At 67.3% G+C, this 17,391-nt stretch carries 15 protein-coding genes and 1 pseudogene; 6 read left to right on the forward strand and 10 right to left on the reverse strand.

What is annotated here, in order from left to right:
- Complete coding sequence (locus GOPIP_RS08455; RefSeq protein ID WP_006369213.1) at nucleotides 1-648, reverse strand: response regulator; 648 nt, start codon at nucleotides 646-648, stop codon at nucleotides 1-3.
- On the reverse strand, nucleotides 645-1,871 hold the full coding sequence (locus GOPIP_RS08460) for a sensor histidine kinase (RefSeq protein ID WP_006369214.1): 1,227 nt from the start codon (nucleotides 1,869-1,871) through the stop codon (nucleotides 645-647). Before GOPIP_RS08460 ends, GOPIP_RS08455 begins: the two co-directional genes overlap by 4 nt.
- Nucleotides 1,872-1,945: 74 nt before the next feature.
- Here GOPIP_RS08460 and GOPIP_RS08465 point away from each other — a divergent pair, with 74 nt between their 5' ends.
- Complete coding sequence (locus tag GOPIP_RS08465; RefSeq protein WP_006369215.1) at nucleotides 1,946-2,569, forward strand: hypothetical protein; 624 nt, start codon at nucleotides 1,946-1,948, stop codon at nucleotides 2,567-2,569.
- Nucleotides 2,570-2,864: 295 nt separating this feature from the next.
- Nucleotides 2,865-4,155 (forward strand): annotated as a pseudogene (locus tag GOPIP_RS08470) (HNH endonuclease).
- A gap of 616 nt (nucleotides 4,156-4,771) precedes the next feature.
- Here GOPIP_RS08470 and GOPIP_RS08475 read toward each other — a convergent pair.
- Nucleotides 4,772-6,367, reverse strand: a complete 1,596-nt coding sequence (locus GOPIP_RS08475) for a Rieske 2Fe-2S domain-containing protein (protein WP_006369218.1) — start codon at nucleotides 6,365-6,367, stop codon at nucleotides 4,772-4,774.
- Nucleotides 6,368-6,485: 118 nt separating this feature from the next.
- Nucleotides 6,486-7,220, reverse strand: coding sequence for a YoaK family protein (locus tag GOPIP_RS08480; protein WP_006369219.1), 735 nt, complete (start codon nucleotides 7,218-7,220; stop codon nucleotides 6,486-6,488).
- A 231-nt stretch (nucleotides 7,221-7,451) separates the two neighbouring features.
- Here GOPIP_RS08480 and GOPIP_RS08485 point away from each other — a divergent pair, with 231 nt between their 5' ends.
- The 3 genes from GOPIP_RS08485 to GOPIP_RS08495 are packed head-to-tail and all read left to right on the forward strand — an operon-like array spanning nucleotide 7,452 to nucleotide 9,928.
- On the forward strand, nucleotides 7,452-8,231 hold the full coding sequence (locus GOPIP_RS08485) for a lysophospholipid acyltransferase family protein (protein ID WP_006369220.1): 780 nt from the start codon (nucleotides 7,452-7,454) through the stop codon (nucleotides 8,229-8,231).
- A gap of 48 nt (nucleotides 8,232-8,279) precedes the next feature.
- Complete coding sequence (locus GOPIP_RS08490; protein ID WP_006369221.1) at nucleotides 8,280-9,074, forward strand: lysophospholipid acyltransferase family protein; 795 nt, start codon at nucleotides 8,280-8,282, stop codon at nucleotides 9,072-9,074.
- Between the two features lie 20 nt (nucleotides 9,075-9,094).
- On the forward strand, nucleotides 9,095-9,928 hold the full coding sequence (locus GOPIP_RS08495; protein ID WP_170320185.1) for an HAD family hydrolase: 834 nt from the start codon (nucleotides 9,095-9,097) through the stop codon (nucleotides 9,926-9,928).
- 30 nt (nucleotides 9,929-9,958) lie between these two features.
- Here the strand turns inward: GOPIP_RS08495 and GOPIP_RS08500 are convergent, their stop codons facing one another.
- Nucleotides 9,959-11,425 (reverse strand): peptidoglycan recognition protein family protein, encoded by a 1,467-nt coding sequence (locus GOPIP_RS08500; protein ID WP_050955243.1) that lies wholly within the window; start codon nucleotides 11,423-11,425, stop codon nucleotides 9,959-9,961.
- A gap of 214 nt (nucleotides 11,426-11,639) precedes the next feature.
- Here GOPIP_RS08500 and GOPIP_RS08505 point away from each other — a divergent pair, with 214 nt between their 5' ends.
- Nucleotides 11,640-13,214 (forward strand): SpoIID/LytB domain-containing protein, encoded by a 1,575-nt coding sequence (locus tag GOPIP_RS08505; RefSeq protein WP_035727507.1) that lies wholly within the window; start codon nucleotides 11,640-11,642, stop codon nucleotides 13,212-13,214.
- Between the two features lie 19 nt (nucleotides 13,215-13,233).
- On the opposite strand, the gene GOPIP_RS08510 is transcribed toward GOPIP_RS08505, so the two are convergent.
- The 5 genes from GOPIP_RS08510 to GOPIP_RS08530 form a co-directional block, all read right to left on the reverse strand.
- Nucleotides 13,234-13,911 carry a GAF and ANTAR domain-containing protein gene (locus GOPIP_RS08510; RefSeq protein WP_006369225.1) on the reverse strand — a complete coding sequence of 226 codons (678 nt, stop codon included), beginning with the start codon at nucleotides 13,909-13,911 and terminating at the stop codon, nucleotides 13,234-13,236.
- Between the two features lie 107 nt (nucleotides 13,912-14,018).
- On the reverse strand, nucleotides 14,019-14,660 hold the full coding sequence (locus GOPIP_RS08515; RefSeq protein ID WP_006369226.1) for a class I SAM-dependent DNA methyltransferase: 642 nt from the start codon (nucleotides 14,658-14,660) through the stop codon (nucleotides 14,019-14,021).
- On the reverse strand, nucleotides 14,660-15,442 hold the full coding sequence (locus GOPIP_RS08520) for a PIG-L deacetylase family protein (protein ID WP_006369227.1): 783 nt from the start codon (nucleotides 15,440-15,442) through the stop codon (nucleotides 14,660-14,662). The genes GOPIP_RS08515 and GOPIP_RS08520 overlap by 1 nt, the downstream gene beginning before the upstream one ends.
- Entirely contained in the window at nucleotides 15,439-16,470 is a 1,032-nt protein-coding gene (locus tag GOPIP_RS08525; protein ID WP_006369228.1) for an acyl-CoA dehydrogenase family protein, read from the reverse strand. Before GOPIP_RS08525 ends, GOPIP_RS08520 begins: the two co-directional genes overlap by 4 nt.
- Nucleotides 16,467-17,204 (reverse strand): glycosyltransferase family 2 protein, encoded by a 738-nt coding sequence (locus tag GOPIP_RS08530; RefSeq protein WP_006369229.1) that lies wholly within the window; start codon nucleotides 17,202-17,204, stop codon nucleotides 16,467-16,469. The genes GOPIP_RS08525 and GOPIP_RS08530 overlap by 4 nt, the downstream gene beginning before the upstream one ends.
- Nucleotides 17,205-17,391: the final 187 nt, after the last annotated feature.

Raw genomic sequence — 17,391 nt, forward strand, 5'->3', positions numbered from 1 at the left:
TCACACCCCGCCCAAGTCGCGTACCAAGATGGCAGCCTGCACCCGCGATTCCAGGCCGAGTTTCATCAGCACCCGCGACACGTGCGTCTTCACCGTCGCCTCGGTGATGAACAGGGTTGAAGCGATCTCCGCGTTGGCCAAACCCTCACCGAGGCAACGCAGCACATCTCTTTCGCGGGCGGTGAGATCGTCGAGAGCGGTGGGTGGTGGGGGAGTGGGTGAGCCGCCGGGCGTGGTCCGGACCGCGTCGACAACGCGGCGGGTGATCTCCGGCGACAATGCCGCGTCACCACGCACCACGGCGCGGACGGCATCGATGATGACCTCCGCCGACGCCGTCTTCAGCAGAAATCCACTCGCCCCGGCCCGCAGCGCGCCGAAGACATACTCGTCGAGGTCGAACGTCGTGAGGACGACGACCGGGCAGATTCCCTCGCCGACAATCACTTCGGTGGCGCGGATGCCGTCGGTCCCGGGCATCCGGACGTCCATCAGGACGACGTCGGGGCGCAGGTCGCGGGCGCCGGTGATCGCCTGGTCGCCGTCGGTGGCCTCCCCGATGACGTCGATCCCCTCGGCCGGCTCGAGCATCATCCGCAGACCGGCCCTGATGGCAGCGTGGTCGTCGGCGATCAGGATCGTCGTCACGGGTGAATCCTCGGTGCATCGGAGGAGGTTGTCGGAAGTGTTGCGGTGACCCGGAATTCGTCGGTGCCGCGCTCGACGCAGAGCCTTCCGCCGACCGCGTGGGCGCGAGTGCGCATGTTGACCAGGCCGCGTCCGGTGTGACGATCGCCGGTCGGATGGTGATCGTGGTGAGCGGCGAGTCGATTACAGATGTCGAGGACCAGCGTGTCGTCCGCATGGGTGATCCGCACCCGGATCGGTTGTCCCGGTGCATGTGTGGCGGCATTCGTCAACGCTTCGGCGACGATGCGGAACGCGGCGATGTCGACGACCGGCGGTAACGCATCGATGCCGTCGGCGGCGGTGATCGTGGCAGGTATCTCCACGGCGATGTCGGTGCCGGACTCGGCGATCGGTTCGGTCAACCGATCGATACGTCGCAGACCGGCAGTGGTGTGTCGGCCGTCGGTGCTGTGCTCGCTGCCGTCGGAGAGCAGATCGATCAGCCCGCGCATCTCGGTCAGCGCTTCCACGCTGCTCGCCCGGACCGCGGCCAAAGCCTTCCCCGCGAGGGCGGTGTTCTCCGGATATTGCAGCGCCGCAGCCGATTGCACCGCAATCGCCGACAACCGACCGGCGATCACGTCGTGCAGTTCGCGGGCCAGGCGACGCCGTTCGTCGGCGACGGCCTCGATCTGCTCGTGCTCGCCGAGTTCGGCCATCGCCCGCGAGTGTTCGCGTTCCAGGGACAACGCGCTGCGGTGTTCGCGCACGGCCAGCCCGTACGCGAGCGGCGAGCCGATCAGTGCGAGCAACCACAGCACACATACGAAGAGCAACCGCCAGTCATCGTGGGCGACCACGGAGACCAGCAAGAACGTCGCGACCGCCACGACGGCGGCCAGCCCGTACAGCACGCGGACCAGGCGAGCACCGCCGTAGACACACGTGGAGTAGACGATGTCGGAGAACACCAACCACACCCCGATGGACGGGACGGTCAGTGAGTCCAGCGCCAGCGCCGCATTCACCCCGGTGAGTGCGATGGCCGGATGCCGCGAACGGAACAGCTGAGAGCACGACGCGAAACCCAGGGAGACAAGGCATAACCACGTGGGTAGCGGGCTCGCGTTCTCGTCGAGCACCCCGAGGCCGGTCGCGTACAGGCTGACGCCCAGGGCCAGGAACAGCAGCGTGAGGCCGACGTCGTTGAGCAGCTCGCGGGACACCGGAAGTCGCCACATGCACCCATCGTCGCACGAGCCGACATTCCGGTCATCCGACGAAAGGATGACTTCTCCCGACCCAGGAGTGCTCGATGGGATGGCCGATGCGGTCGGGTTGGTATGCGCGCCACCGTGGTGACATGACAGATGAAGTGTTGCGGTCACCGGTCCTGTGGGTCATCGTCGGGTGCGAGATCGGGTTCTGGGTGCTGGTGTGCGCGGGGATGTCGATTCGCTACATCCTGCGCAGGCGCCGGGCGTCGACGGTGGTGTTGGCGCTGGTGCCGTTGGTGGACCTGTTCTTGCTCGCCGCTGTGGCCGTTGATCTTTCGCATGGCACCGAGGTGACGACGGTGCACCGGCTGGCCGGGATCTACCTCGGTGTCACCGTGGCCTTCGGCCATTCGATCATCACCTGGGCGGACGCACGTTTCGCTCACTGGTTTGCCGGTGCACCGGCGCCGGCCCGACCACCTCGCGGTGGCGCTGCCGCGATGCGCCACGAACTGGTGCTGTTCGGGCTGTGGCTGATCGCGGCAGCGATCGCCGCGGGCGCGGTGCTACTCCTGTCGGTCACCGTGGCCGACGATCAGCAAGCCGCCGACCTCCGTGGGACATTCGGGATGCTCGGGGTGGTCACCGTCATCTGGTTGGTGACCGGCCCGGTGTGGCAACTGTTCTCGACGGCCGACGACCGGCGTGGGGTGAAGCGGTGAGGTCGGGGGTACCTGATACTCGAACACCTCCCATCCGATGGCGGAGGCCTTTCCCCCGATGGTCGAGGTGCGAGCCGCGTGCGGCGAGCCTCGAGACCTGGCGAGACAACAAGCCCCCCAACCACATCCAAAGCAAGACAAACGAAACGCACGCCCCCTACCACACCCCACCGACAGAAAATCAGCGCCGAAACACGTTGTCCACAAGCAGAATTGACCAAGACATCCCTTGCATCAAACACCCTGGCGAGGTACACTGAACCCATCACACCGATCAGCCACCGGGGAGGGGCCCATGATCGAATCCACTGCCATTCTTGACGCGGAAACCGTTGACGCCGAAGCAGTCTTCGCCACCATCGCCACCCAACTCAGCGACCTGCAATGGAATCCGGATATGACCGGACCCCCAGGCTTTCGGCGCGATGAAACAAGTCCTGTTGTTGCGCAACCTGGTTGATCACCACGCCACCACCCTCACCGGTGAGATGGATCGTCTGGGGGTGGCCGACCACAAGACGACCCGACTGCGGGAGTTGTTGATCAGCATGGGTTTCGCGCCCGCCGTCGCAGGTCGGTACGTGCGGACCTCGGCCACCACCGATGCGGATCTGTTGTTGGCGCATGCTGCGGATGGGTCTATCTCTTCCGAACACGTCGATGCCATCGTGCGTGGGTTGGCGCACATTGACACCCGGTCCCCCGAACCTTTGGACACCGTTCAACGGTGTGAATACCTGCGGAAACTGCTGTCGCACTACTTCGCGGGATTCACTCCCGCCGAGATCAACCTCTACGCACGGCAGTTGGGTAACGAGCTCGCCGCGGAGACTCCGGGTGGATTACCGGCCGCCGAGGACAAGACGATCAACTCCTACACGGACCGCATCATCGACGACGGCCGGTTGGAAATCTCGGCGAACCTCGACATCATCGCCGGCGAAAAAACCCGCACTCTGATGGAAACCTTGTCGACACCGAAACCTCAGCCCGATGGGTCCCCGGATCCGCGGACGCCCGAACAGATCTGCGCTGCCGCGTTCGAGACGATCGTGGAGTTGGCGGCACAAGGTTTGGCCGACACCACCTTCTCGGCCAAACCGACCAACGGTTTGTTGTGGACGTGGTCAGCGGACAACCCGGCGGTCGGTGGGGACCTGCAGAATATGGGCGCGATCACCGAAGCCACCTCGCGGATGTTGTCGTGTGATACGACGATCACCAAAATCATCCTCAACACCGACGGCGTACCCCTCGACGTCGGACTCAAAGAACGATTGTTCACCCCAGGACAACGCAAAGCACTACTCGTCCGCGACCGCGGGTGCATCAAATGCGGAGCACACGCCGGACGCTGCCAAGCACACCACGTGCAGCACTGGGCCGACGGTGGGCCCACCGACCTCGACAACGGCTGCCTCCTCTGCACCAGCTGCCACGACGACGTCCACCACCACGGCTGGGACATCATCATCGGATTCGACCGACACCCCTGGCTCATCCCACCCGCCAGCATCGACCCGAAACGACAACCCGTACCGTCCTACCACCGCAGAACCATGCGACTCGACGACGCAGCAGCCTGATTCCCGCACCCGGCCTGGCCGGGACCGCATCCGATCTTTGAAAACTCCATAGAGACAAACCCCACCCGATGTTCGAGGTGTGGTGCCGCCAGTGGACCGGACTCCTTTCGGCACAAGGGGTCTCGAAGCTAGTCGCTAGCGCTCCTTGGCACCTCGACCATCGGGATGGGTCGGTTCCTCCGATGGCCGAGGTGCGAGCCGCGTGCGGAGAGCCTCAAGACCACCAGCGCCAGCACTGGATTCGAACCACCGTGGACCGGAAGCCTGTCAGCACAAGGGGTCTCGAGGCTCGTCGCTGGCGCTCCTCGGCACCTCGACCATCGGAGTGGGAAGGGCTGGACATTCCCGCACGGGAAGGCTTCGACCACCGGATGGACGGCTCCCCTCCGCTGGTCGAGGTGCGAGCCGCGTGCGGCGAGCCTCGAGACCGCCTGCAGCAGAGCTGGAACTGAACCACCGTGGACCGGAAGCCTGTCGGCACAAGGGGTCTCGAGGCCCGGCGCCTGGGGCGCCGTGCACCTCGACCACCGGGTGGGGAGGGCCGAGCACGCAACCATCGGGCGGGAAGGGCCCGTCCATCCAACGGGGGTAGGGCGGTCGTCACCGAGTGGCGCCGCTACTCCAGTCGACTGGCCCGCAACTCGTGGCCCTTCGATGTCAGGCAGCGGCCGGTCGGCAGATCCCATTGCCAGCCATGGAGATTGCACGTCAGCTTCTCACCCTCGATCACGCCGAACTTACTCAGGTCGGCCTTGAGGTGTGGGCACCGACGCTGGATCTCCCAGCCGTCCTTGGTGATCGACGCCGAGTCGTCATGCGCCTCGGAGAACCAGCCGTCGGCGTAGGCGATCCGCTCGTCGGTGAGGCACTTGAAGAACGTGTAGAGGAATTCGTTGTAGCCGCCGATGCGCCACGTGGTGAAACGCGTGGAGAGGAAGATCGTGTTGACCCAGTCCGGTTCGTCGTCGCGCAGCACGGTTCGTACGATCTCCGGGGCGATCCGGAAACCGTAGCGGTACTTGCCCTCTCCCTCCTTGGGTTCCCGCACGATGCGGTTGGGAAAGTCCAGGACGACGGTCTCCTCGCCCATCACGAGGCCGACCGGATAGCCGATGCCGTCGCAGATCAGATCTGAGGCGGCCATGATCGGTTCGAACAGCTCCTTGAGTTCGGGGAGCAGCGGGTCGCCTTCGGCAGGGGCCCAGGTGGCCTTCTCCGCGGCGATGACCGGGGCGAACTTCTCCTTCATCCGCTCGAGATAGGCCTGCTTGTTCTCGCCGAAAACCTCATGCGGCGCATAGGGATGGCTGATCTCGTTGAGTGTCGACCCGGTGAAATCGGCGACCGACCCGGAGACCATCATCAGCCCGCGGTGCTTCTCCCCGTCGTCGGTGCCGTGGATGCGCATCTGTTCCAGGAACGTCTCCTGATCCGGGAAGATCGACGTCACGTCGCCCGGGCGCGGGTTGTCGGCACCCTCGATCCCCGACCCGAAGTCGTTGAGCGAGAACAGGTCCTCGTCGAGGAACATCGGCGGACCGGCCGAGGGCACCACCCAGGTCGCACCGACCTGCTCGATGTAGGAGCGGGCACGATCCATGCCACGCTGGCGTTTCTGCGCGGCGAAATTGGCCTTGGACCGGCGCGGGATGTCGTAGACCATCGGATACCAGATCGCCCCGGAATACTGCAGCAGGTGCACGTCGACGTGCCCGAACTGCTCACCGATGACGTCGAGATCGATGGGCCGGGCGTCGTTCATGTTGAACACCGTCGTCTCGCCGTCGGAGACGATCAGTCCCGAGTCGCCGATGGGCCCGTCGGCCGGTGCACGCAGCGCGATGATCATCACGTCGAGCGAGCCCTTCGGGCCGTCGACGGTGATCTTCTGCGAGTCGGTGGTCTCGACGAACTTGGTGAAGCCGAGCTTCTCCAGCTCACGCTTGAGGTCGGGGACCGGGTAGTCGGGCAGCAGGACCGTCGCGTCCTTGCTGACGTTGTCGCGCAGGTTCTGCTCGTCGAAATGGTCGCGATGCAGATGCGAGACGTAGAGGTAGTCGCATTGCCCGAGACTCTTCCAATCCAGCTCCGAGTTGTCGGGGAAGGGCACCCAGGACGCGAAGTAGGCGGGATTGGTCCACGGATCGCAAAGGATCGACCCGGCGGTGGTCTGGATGTGGAATCCGGCGTGACCGATGCTGGTGATCTGCACGTTTGGCCTTTCGGAGGGGGTGCGCGGGGCTGCGCGCGGTGACGCGTTGCCCATCCAATCTATCGACCCGCGCCGAACCCGTCGTGGGCCCTCGGTACCTGGTTGGGTCTCCGGTGGCTCAGTGGCCGTCGCGTACCAGGAACTTCGGGTGGTCCAACCGCCATGTCACGACTGCGATGATCGCGGTCACCACCGCGAGCGTGGCCAGCGAATTGTTCTCCCCGAACACCGTGAACAGCGCCCCGCCGATCGCGGCACCGGCCAGGAAGCCCGCGTAGGTGGTGGCGTGGGCCACCCAGCCCCATCGTTTGACGCCCGCGAGGTGCAGGCCGGCGCCTTGGCCGATCTTCACCAGGGTCCCGGTGACGTACGACAGCGGCATCACCACCTCGCCCTTGCGGCTGATGGAGGTGTTGAGAGCGCCGAGGCCGAAGGCCAGACACAGCACCGGGCCCGCACCGTAGTCCTGGTCGGTGGTGTTGATCGCCGAATCCCACACGTAAGCGGTCGTCGTGGAGGCGGCGGTCAACACAGTTGCTCCATGACGTGCCTTGCGCCACAAGCCGATTCGAGCGAGGGTTGCGACCACGACGCCGCAGCAGAAGGCGACGACGGTGGCCAATGCGGTGAATCCCAGTTGGTGGGCGCCGCGATAGTGCTCGAGAACCATTCGCTCGGTGTTGCCGGTCATGAACGTCACGTACCAACCGGCCGAATAGAGCCAGGCCGCTGCGCCGGTGGCGCCGGCGAGTGCGGCGAGCACTGCGGCCAGGATCATTTCGCGGAAGTCGTAGAACGGGCCGAGTACCGCGCGGGTGGTCGCGACGGTCGATTGCAGTTCGGTGGTGGGCATGAACCTCTCCGGGGCAGGCTGGGCGTGCGTCGGGCGGGGGTGTCGTCGTGCTGTGAACACCGTCGAGCTGAGAGCAGGGACAGCGCAGGTGGACGTGCCTTCTCGCATGGACTTCGGTTCGGCCGGACCCGCGGATGCGCGAGATGGCCATGAGTTCGGTCACCGCGGCGTGCCACGGCGGCGAGTTGCCTGGTGTGACCGCGGCGTCGGCGCGACCACTAAGCTCGACCCATGGAACCCGTGTACTCCACCGTGATCACCACGGCGCGGTTGTTGTGGCTGGCCGAAGGACTGAAGTTCAGCATCTCCGGTGTCGAGAACGTGCCCAAGTCGGGTCCGGGCGTGGTTGCGATCAATCACACCGGCTACCTGGACTTCACCTACGCCGGCATCCCCGCGTATCTCCAGGGTAAGCGGTATGTGCGGTTCATGGCCAAGAAAGAGGTCTTCGACAACCGGTACTCGGGCCCGATCATGCGGGCGCTCAAGCACATTCCCGTCGACCGGGCCAACGGGGCGCAGAGCTATCACGACGCCGTCAGCTATCTCAAGAGCGGTGAACTCGTCGGTGTGTACCCGGAGGCGACGATCAGTCGCAGCTTCGAGCTCAAGGAGTTCAAGTCCGGGGCCGCGCGCATGGCCCTCGAGGCCGACGCCCCGATCATCCCGACCGTCATCTGGGGTGCCCAGCGGGTGTGGACCAAGGGCCATCCCAAGCGTCTGGGTCGGACCGGCTACAAGATCGCGATCGGCGTGGCCGAACCGATCGAGCCCGTCGGCGACGCCGAGGCGATCACCGCGCAGTTGCACAAGGTGATGGGCGAGAAGTTGCTGGAACTGCAGGATGCCTACGGCGAGCACCCGAAGGGTGAGTTCTGGGTGCCCGCCCGGCTCGGCGGGTCGGCGCCTACGCTCGAGGAGGCCAACCGGATGGATGCGCAGGACCAGGCGGCCAAGGCTGCGCGGCGGGCCGAGCGCGACCAGCAGGGTGGGGAGCAGCGGGGCGAGTAGTGGCGAATCGAGTCCGACCGTGTCCGGCCCGCCGGATACCCTGACCGCATGACCAACGCGGATCGGGAGCCGGTGTTCCGGGCCCTGGAGATCATCGCGAACACCCTCGTCCGCGCGCAGAAGGTGGATCTGCGGTTCACCGGGCTCGACAACATCCCCACCCGGGGCGGCGCGGTGCTGGTGGTGAATCACACCGCCTACGTCGATTTCCTACCCGCGGCGCTCGGTCTGTACCGGGTCGGGCGGCGGGCGCGGTTCATGATCAAGTCCGAGGTCATGGACGTGGCCATCATGCGATTCCTGGTCAACCACACCCGCACGATCCCCGTCGACCGCTCGCAGGGCACCGACGCCTATCGCGCGGCCGTCGAATCGCTGCGCTCCGGTGAGATCGTCGTGGTGTACCCGGAAGCGACGATCAGTCGCAGCTTCGAGCTCAAGGAATTCAAGACCGGCGCGGTGCGCATGGCGCTCGAGGCGCAGGTCCCGATGATCCCGACGATCGTGTGGGGAGCGCAGCGGCAGTGGACCAAGGGCGGCAAGCGTCGGATGGGGCGGGCGGGTATCCCGATCGCCGTCGGCTACGGGGCGCCGATCCACGTGCCCGCCGACGCCGACGTCGAGGAACAGACCGCGCGGTTGCGCGCGCAGATGACCGAGGTGCTGCACGAGGTGCAGGACGCCTACCCGCATCCCGCCGGTGAGTTCTGGGTGCCGACGCGACTCGGCGGCACCGCACCCACCCCGGAGCAGGCTGCGGTGATCGAGGACGAGGAAGCGCAACGCAAGGCGGCGGCACGGGCGGCGAAAGCGGCACAGCGAGAAGGGAAGTCGCGTAGGTGAAGCTCGAAGGCAAGGAGCCGGTGACCCTCTCACGACCAACGCTGATCGCCAGCGACGTCGACGGTACGCTGATCGACGACGAGAACCGGGTGTCGGAGTACACCAAGACGATCCTGGCCAACGCGTGTGCCGCCGGAGCCGAGTTCGTCCTCGCCACCGGCCGTCCGCCCCGGTGGATCGCCGAGATCACCGACCAGTTCGACCGGTCGCGTATCCCGGTGCGACATGCGGTGTGCGCCAACGGTGCCATCCTCTACGACGTCGAGCACGATCGCATCATCTCCTCGGCGACACTGTCGCCGGAGATTCTCGTCGAACTCGGCAAGATCGCCCAGGCGCAGATCCCCGGGTGCGGTATCGCCGCCGAACGTGTGGGTCGATCCGCGCACGACGCCGCCACCGCGCCGTTCGTGGCCACCGCGGGCTATCAGCACGCGTGGCTCAACCCCGACCATGTCGAGGTCGGTGACGAGGAGATCTACACCGAACCCGCCGTCAAACTCCTCGTCCGTGCCCCCGGCATGCCGAGTTCGGAGATTGCGCAACGACTTTCCGGAACCATAGGCGATCTGGCGCAGATCACCTTCTCCACTGACAACGGACTCGTCGAGCTGTCGCTTCCGGACACCCACAAAGCCTCCGGGCTCCGAAAGTTGCTGGACCACAACGGAGGTGACGGGTCGACGACCGTCGCGTTCGGTGACATGCCCAACGATGTCGAGATGCTCACGTGGGCGTCGCACGGTGTCGCCATGGGCCACGCACACCCGGCCGCGCTCGCCGCGGCCGACGAGATCACCGTCGGCAACAACGAGGACGGGGTTGCCCGCGTGCTGGCTCGGTGGTTCGGTTAGGTGTGATGTCCAGCCGGGCCGCGTCATTCACTACTGCGCGGGTGCCGGTGCCGCCGCCTCGGGGGCCGGGGAGTCGGGGGCGGGGGATTCGGGTGCGGTCGGCGCCACCGCACCGGCGAGTGCCCGGATCTGATCGAGGGCCGGATATCCCTGAATACCAGGACAACTGGTGTTGTTGTAATCGCGATGACCGGCGATCACCGGAAGACGCGTCTGCGTTCCGGGCGGAAACTTGCTGTCGGAGAAGTACTCCGACGTCAGGGTGGCCGTCGCGCCGGGGTTGAGGCCGGCCCGGTTCAGACGCCACTTGAGGAATCGGCCGACCGCGGCGAGCATCTGGCCACTCGGCGCGACCTCGTCGAGGTTGCCGATCATCGAGACGCCGACGGTGTTCTTGTTGAAGCCGCCGGTGTGGGTGCCCTCGACGTTGCGGTCGAGGCCGCCGAACGCGCCCTCGAAGATCTGCCCGTATTTGTCGACGAGCACGTTGTAGCCGATGTCGCACCAGTTCAGGGTTCGTGCGTGGTAGGCGTAGATGCCGCGCACGATCTCCGCCGACTGCTGCGGGGTGTAGTCGTTGCTGCCCGCGGTGTGGTGGACGATCGCGCCGCTCAGCGTGGGGGAGACCGTCGGCTGCGAGCAACGGATGCTCTCGTCGGCACCCCACGCCGCACGTGAGATCACCTGCGGACCACCCGAGAGGGTCGTCAGCATCGACGACCCCAGTGAGAGCAGACTGTCGGGGCTCAACAGGGTCGCCGTCAGTTCCGGCAGCACGGTGCTCGCGAGGTTCTTCAGAACCTCTCCGGCAGAGCCGACCACGAGATCGGCCAGGCCGGCACCGGTGGAATCGGCGGCCGGAATGGCGCTCTGGCCGTCGGTGAGCGCGACCTGGATCTCCTTGGCGGCCCCGACCCACACGGGTTCGGTGCCGCCGGGGTGATCGGCCGAGGGGTCGGTGGAGGTCTGGATGGGCTCGAGTTCCACCCAGTCACCCCACCCGCGGACCGGGTCCTTGGCCCGCAGCATCATCGTCGCGTCCTCGGCCTCGTCCCAAACCGGCTTGTTCCACGTGAATCCGACTATCTTGAACGGGGTGTCCCGCACGAGATGCTTCACGAGGGCGCCGACGGGTTGGCGGCCGGGCGCTGTGGGCGACGTAGAGGGCGCTGTCGCGGCGGGCAGGGGGAGCGCGGACAGATCGACCTCGGGCAGCCGGATACCGGCACGCGCCAGGCCGGACCGCGCGAGTTCGACCACCGCATTCGGGACCTCGCGGAGGTCGACGGTGTCGATGGAGGTGGGGTCGGTGGCGGTGGCGTCGGTGGCGGTGGGGTCGATCGCGCCGGCGTCGCCGGGCCCGGTCGAGCGATGGGTGTCGACCGGTCGCACCGACGGCGCCGAGCGCTCGGCGCCGAGATCGATGAACAACGCCGCGCCGAGGGTCATCGCCACGGCGGCAAGGACCACCGAGGGCTTTCGTCGTGGATACCGCACTGGTCTTCTCAGCTCCCTCGGGTCGGTGGTGCGTGCGCGCCGATCGTGTCGTGGTCGGCGCACTGCAGCCGTGCGCCCACGCCGCACCGAGGCAACTCGTGATGCGGTTGTTATCTCCTGTGGTTGGTGATATTCAAGTGACTTGTCTATCGTCACATGAGTCCCACTATTCACATACGTAACATTCGATCATGAGAAACGAGACCTCGTGGCTGTGACGTCCCTGGTCGGCCGAGTCCTGACCATCCGCACCCGACCGGGCCACGCCCGGCGTCGTCGGTTGTCGACGGTCATCGGTGCCGTGTCGGCCACCGCGCTCGTGGGCGGCGTCGGTCTCGTCGGCGTCACCGCGTCGGATCGTGTCGAGATCGGCCTGACCGCCGGCTCGGAGATCACCCTGATCGGTCATGGCTTCGGTCACGGCCGCGGGATGGGACAGTACGGCGCGTACGGCTACGCCAAGCAGGGCTGGTCGTACCGGCAGATCCTGCAACACTTCTACGGCGGGACGACGTTCGGCCGCCCGGCCAACCCGATCGTCAACGTCGCCCTGTCGAACAAGAGCGGCGGCGTGAGTGTGCGCTCGGACGCGGGCATGTCCGTCGGTGGGCAACCGGTCGCGCCGAACCAAGCGGTCACCGTCAGCGGCAGCACCGCCTCGATCACCGCCGGATGTGGCGGTCCAGTCGTACGCACCGTCAACGCCGCATTCGCCGATCCGGTCAACACCGCCCCGAACCGGCCGGCCAACGAATTCCTCAAGTTCTGCGGATCCAACGAACCGTTCCGCGGGTCCCTCGGCCTCGACGGCGGACGGGTCACCAACCGGCTCAACGTCGACGACTACGTCAAAGGCGTCATCGCCAAGGAGAGCGTGCCCGGGTGGGCGACCTCCGGCGGCATGGAGGCGCTGAAGGCCCAGGCCGTCGCCGCCCGCACCTACGCCCTGGCCGCGATCGCGAGCGGCAAGAAGATCGACGACACCCAGAACTCGCAGGTCTACGGCGGCGTCACCGGCGAGGACCCGGGCGGCGACCAGGCCGCCGACGCGACGGCAGGGCAGATCCTGCTGCAGAACGGCCAGCCGGCATTCACCGAATTCTCCTCGTCCACAGGTGGATACACCGCGGGCGGCCGGTTCCCGGCGGTCGTCGACGACGGAGACGCCGCGTCACCGAACCACAACTGGACCACCACGATCAGCCCCAGCGCCATCGCGAGCGCGTTCGGTCTGCCGAGTCTGGACAGCTTCGAGGTGATCCAGGCCAACGGGCTCGGCGCCGAGAACGGGCGTGCACTCAAGGTGCGGGCCACCGGCGGCGGCCGCAGCGTCGAGGCGTCCGGCGAGGACGCACGCATGAAGCTGGGCCTCAAGTCCGACTGGTTCGCCGTGCAGGGCCAGCGCACCCCGCCGCAGATCGTGAAGCCACCGACCGGCCCGGCCGGCGGGCTGGGCTCCCTGGACCTCGGATCCCTGGACGCGGGATCACTGGGCGGGATCGCCGATCAGGTGGTGCCCGGAGCCGGTGATCTGGTGAGCACCGCGGCCGCGGCGTTCCAGGGCCTGCTCGGCAGCCTCGGCGACGTTCCCGGAACGCTCGGGACGGCACTCGGGGTACCGACCCTGACACCCGACGGCGCCGGGGTCACCCAACTCTTCCAGCAGGGGATGCTGTTCTTCTCCAAGCAGACCGGAGCGCATGTGCTCGCCGGAAGCGGCTACAAGAACTTCCGGGCACGCGGTGGCATCCCGGTCCTCGGATTCCCGAAGGCCAACGTCCTGCGCTAGGTGGAAGGGTCGGGGCCGGTCAGGTGCCGGGGCCGGCGACGACGACGTTGGCGGCCACGTCGACGAGCTTGGTGTTCGACTCCTGCGACAGGCGCGCGAGGAGCAGGAACGCGGCGTCGGCGTCGATCCGGTAGCGCTCCATCAGCATGCCCTTGGCCTGACCGATCAGATCGCGCGACCCGAGCGCATTGCGCAGTTGCTCCTTCTCGCGGACGGCCCCGAAGGTGGTGGCGCAATGCGCGGCGAACAACTCGGCCAGCGAGCACGTCTCATCGTCGAAGGCGAAGGGGGTGGTGCTGTGCAGGTTGAGCGCGCCGAAGTCGTTGCCGTCGATGTAGAGGCAGAAGCACGCCATCGACGCAACGCCCAATGCGCTTGCCGCAGCGGCGAACCGGGGCCATCGCGGGTCGTTGGCGAGGTCGTCGATGCGCACGGTGGTGTCGTCGACGGCGGCACGGACACACGGGCCCTCACCGAGCTCACGCTGGAGATCGTCACACTTGCCCGCGAGATCGCCGAACATCACCGGTGTCTCGATACGACCGCGGGTGACCAGCGTGACACTCGCATACTCTGCGTTGTCGATCGTGTCGACGGCGGCCTTCGAGATCGCGCGCAGCACGGCCTCCTGGTCGTTGCTCTCAACGCGTAGATCGTTGATCACCTCGGTGATCCGGGTGGTGATTTCCGGCGTCATCCCCTCAACTCCTTGCTGCCGACAACTGATGGTCCGTGGACGACTGTGCGCGCATCCGGCGACGCAACTCCTGAGATTACCGCGCACCTCGACCGCGGTGCGCCCGGTCAGTCGGGAGTGAGGCCCTCACGCTGCGCGACGCTGTCGCGTGGACCGCGATGGAACACATCAAGGCAGAGATCTCTGTCCCGATAGCCCGAATAGTGCAGCAACGGCGAGTGCAGCAGCCGGTCGTGGACCGCGTCGCCGGACTGTGGATAGTCGGCGACCGGCCACCGCCAGTGGACCGCGATCACCTCGCCGTCGTCGGTCAACGCCCCGGGTAGTCGCTCGACGACGGCGTCGAGGTCGGCGTCACCGAGGTAGTAGAGCACCTCGCTGAGCACGATGAGGTCGAAGGTGCCCGGCGGCCACGGACCGGTCAGATCCCCGGTGGACACGCTGACCCGGGCGTCGGTGGTGGCCAGCCGGCGCACGGCGAGTTCCACCGCCCGCGCACTGACGTCGATACATGCGATCTCCTCGCTGCGGTCGGCGAGCGCGGCGCTCAGAACGCCGATGGAACACCCGGGTTCGAAGATCCGCCGGTACCGCGGAGCGGTCAGCGACGCCAGCGTCAGCGCGTACTTGCGTTGTTCGTACCAGCGGTCGGTGAACCCCCACGGGTCGTCGGTGTCGCGGTAGACGTCGTCGAAGTAGTTCTCCGGCAACGTCTTCGGGCCGTCGTCGGGGTGTCGTGGGGTGGTCATCAGGTGAACACGTATTCGGTGGGCCGGGTGAGATGGGCCAGCACGTGCGGCGGCAGGATCGCCTTGTCGGCCGGGTCGTCGGACAGTGGCCGGACCTGCGAGGCAAAGGCATGCACGGCGGCGTGCTTGACGGCAACCTCCAACGGGGACAACGGCGCCCGGCGCAGACGATCCCACGGCACGGCATCGTCGCCGGGAGTTGCCCAGTGCCACATCCAGATCGGGTACATCCAGAGCGACACACCGCGGCGTGTGCAGACCTCGCGGGCGCAGTTTCCGAGTGCCTCGTGATCGGGGTGGCCGTCACCGGACCAGACCGCGAGCACGGCCACCGACTCATCGCCGCAGGCGTCGAGGTAGTCGTCGACGATGCGGCACATCGCGTCGTGATGGGCGGCGAGCTCGCCGTCGGGCAGGCCGTGCCACCGTGGCCGGTCGAGTCCGAGAAGGGTTGCAGCCGTGTCGAGTTCGAGATGGCGACGCATCACCAGTCGCTCGGGTGAGACCGTCGCCGACCCGGGGTGGGATCCCGAACCGTCCGACATGCACACCACCGTGACCGCGACGCCCGCACGAGCGGCGATCGACATGATCCCGCCGACCCCGAGCACCTCGTCGTCGGGGTGGGCGCCGAGGACGATCAGCCGGTCGACCGTCACCTCCAGATCGGTCGGAGTGCGACCCGAAAGCCATTCGCGCCATCGCGATTCGGGGGTGCCGGGGATGTCGATAGGTCGCTCGGCGAAGCGCAACTGGGTGGGTGAGGGGCCGATGGCGGTCATCGTCTACCTGCTCCGGACTCGAGGGTGATGCCGTCGCGGCCGGCACTGCGACCGAACAGCGGGGCTTCGGTGAGCCGTCCGAGGTCGATCAGGTCGCGCTCGGCATGGGACTGCCGGAGATAGACCTCGAGATCGGCGACGGCCTGCGCGTGCTCGGCGTCACGCACCAACGGTGTCGGGCCGAGAGCCCGCGCGACCCGGTCGATGACCTCGGTGGCCACCTGCTCGACCGACCAGCGGACCGACAGCGCAAGGCGGCGCGCCCCGTCGAGATCGTCGGGGTGTGCATCGACGATGCCCGCCACCTGCTCGAGCAGGGTGAATCCGGCCAGCAGGCGGGCGTCGATCGCGCCGAGGTGCATCGCGGCCACGTCGTCGGCCGGGGACGTGCGGTAGATCGCGTCGGCGACCTTGCGCGCCCCGCCCCACCAGCACGCGGCCACGCCGATGCCGCCGTGGAAGAACCCGGGACGCTCGAGGTAGGCGCCGGGTGAACCGATCGGTCGGGCCGGTACGTCATCGAGATGCACGGTGCCGGTCTCGGTGGCACTCATCCCCGTCGCGGCCCACTCCGTGGTCTCCCGACGCACGCCTTCCTCATCGAGGTCGACGGCGAACAGGGCGCGGGCGCCGTCGTCGACGTCGGCGGTCACCAGGGCGTGCGTGCACGTCTGTACACCCGAACACCACGGCTTCGCGCCGCGCAGCCGCCACCCGCGATCGGTGCGGCTCGCCTCGATTCGAGGATGCGGCGGCTCCGCCGCCCACACGCCCCAGAAGGACCCGGGTTCGGTTGTACCGGAATCGATTTCGTGAAGGATCGTGCGCGCGTCGAGGTGCGCCTCGACGAGCCGGCCGACGGCGATGTCGGCGTGGGTGAGGTCTGCAAGCAGACGCCAGCGTGCGGCGGTGTCGCCCTCACCCGGATGCGGCACCCGATCGGCGAGATCGTCGGCGATCCGGCGGGCCCGGGATGCAGGTGTGGCAGGCGGGGAAATCTCAGGCGGGGGAGTGGCGGAAGCGGTCATGCCGAGCGCCGTCCGGTCGTGGAGAGAGAGCGCAGATGCGCGGCGAAGCCCTCGGGAGCGCGGCCGTGCCGACGTGTCGAGGTCGCCACCGGGGCCTGCGCGCACCAGGCGATCGAGACGCCCGCCGACTCCAGACGTTCGATCAGGTCGACGTCCTCGTCGTGCGGCAGCTCGCCGAATCCGCCGACTGCCAGGTAGGCATCGGCGCGTACCCCCAGGTTCGCCCCGTGGATGTGACGGTGGCCATCGTGATCGCGGTAGCGCCGCCGGTAGCGATCTGCCAGCGCCGCAGGCCAGCGCGTCCAATCCTTGGGTGTCACCGTGCCGGCGTAGGCGTCCGCACCGTCGGCTGCACGCATCAGGTGGTGCTGCAGCCAGTTGCCGGGAACCTCGGAATCGGCGTCGGTGGTGGCCACCCAGGTCCGCTCGGGGTCGGTCTCGGAGGAGGCGTCGTGAAGCAACGCCGCGATGCCGGCGGCCCGCGCCGCACCGACCGCCCCGAACTCGCCGACGATCGGGGCGACCTCGGCGCCGATCACCTCGGCGGACCCGTCGGTGCAGGTGTCGAGGACCACCCCGACATGCACCGGGATCCGCACCGCCTCCGCCGCGATCCGCACCGCGCGCAGACATGCCGGCAGCAGGTCGCGTTCGTTGTGGGCGGGAATCACCACGACAACACGATCGATGGCGACACGATCGGAGTCGTGAGAGGAATGCGATGCGTTCGGCACGGGCGGCCCCTGAACTCGTTCGCGTGGTCGGGGTGATGATCCCCGGACAGCGATATCGGGAGTTGCAGGCCCAATGGCTGAAGGCCGGTGTGAAACTCTCAGGTTACCGGACTCGCAGGTGAACGTCGCTCCTGCGGACGGACGACATCGGCCGCGCATCCCGACCCGCCACATCGCCGCCCGGCTT

This window comes from Gordonia polyisoprenivorans NBRC 16320 = JCM 10675, from assembly GCF_000241325.1.
Classification (GTDB): Bacteria; Actinomycetota; Actinomycetes; order Mycobacteriales; family Mycobacteriaceae; genus Gordonia; species Gordonia polyisoprenivorans.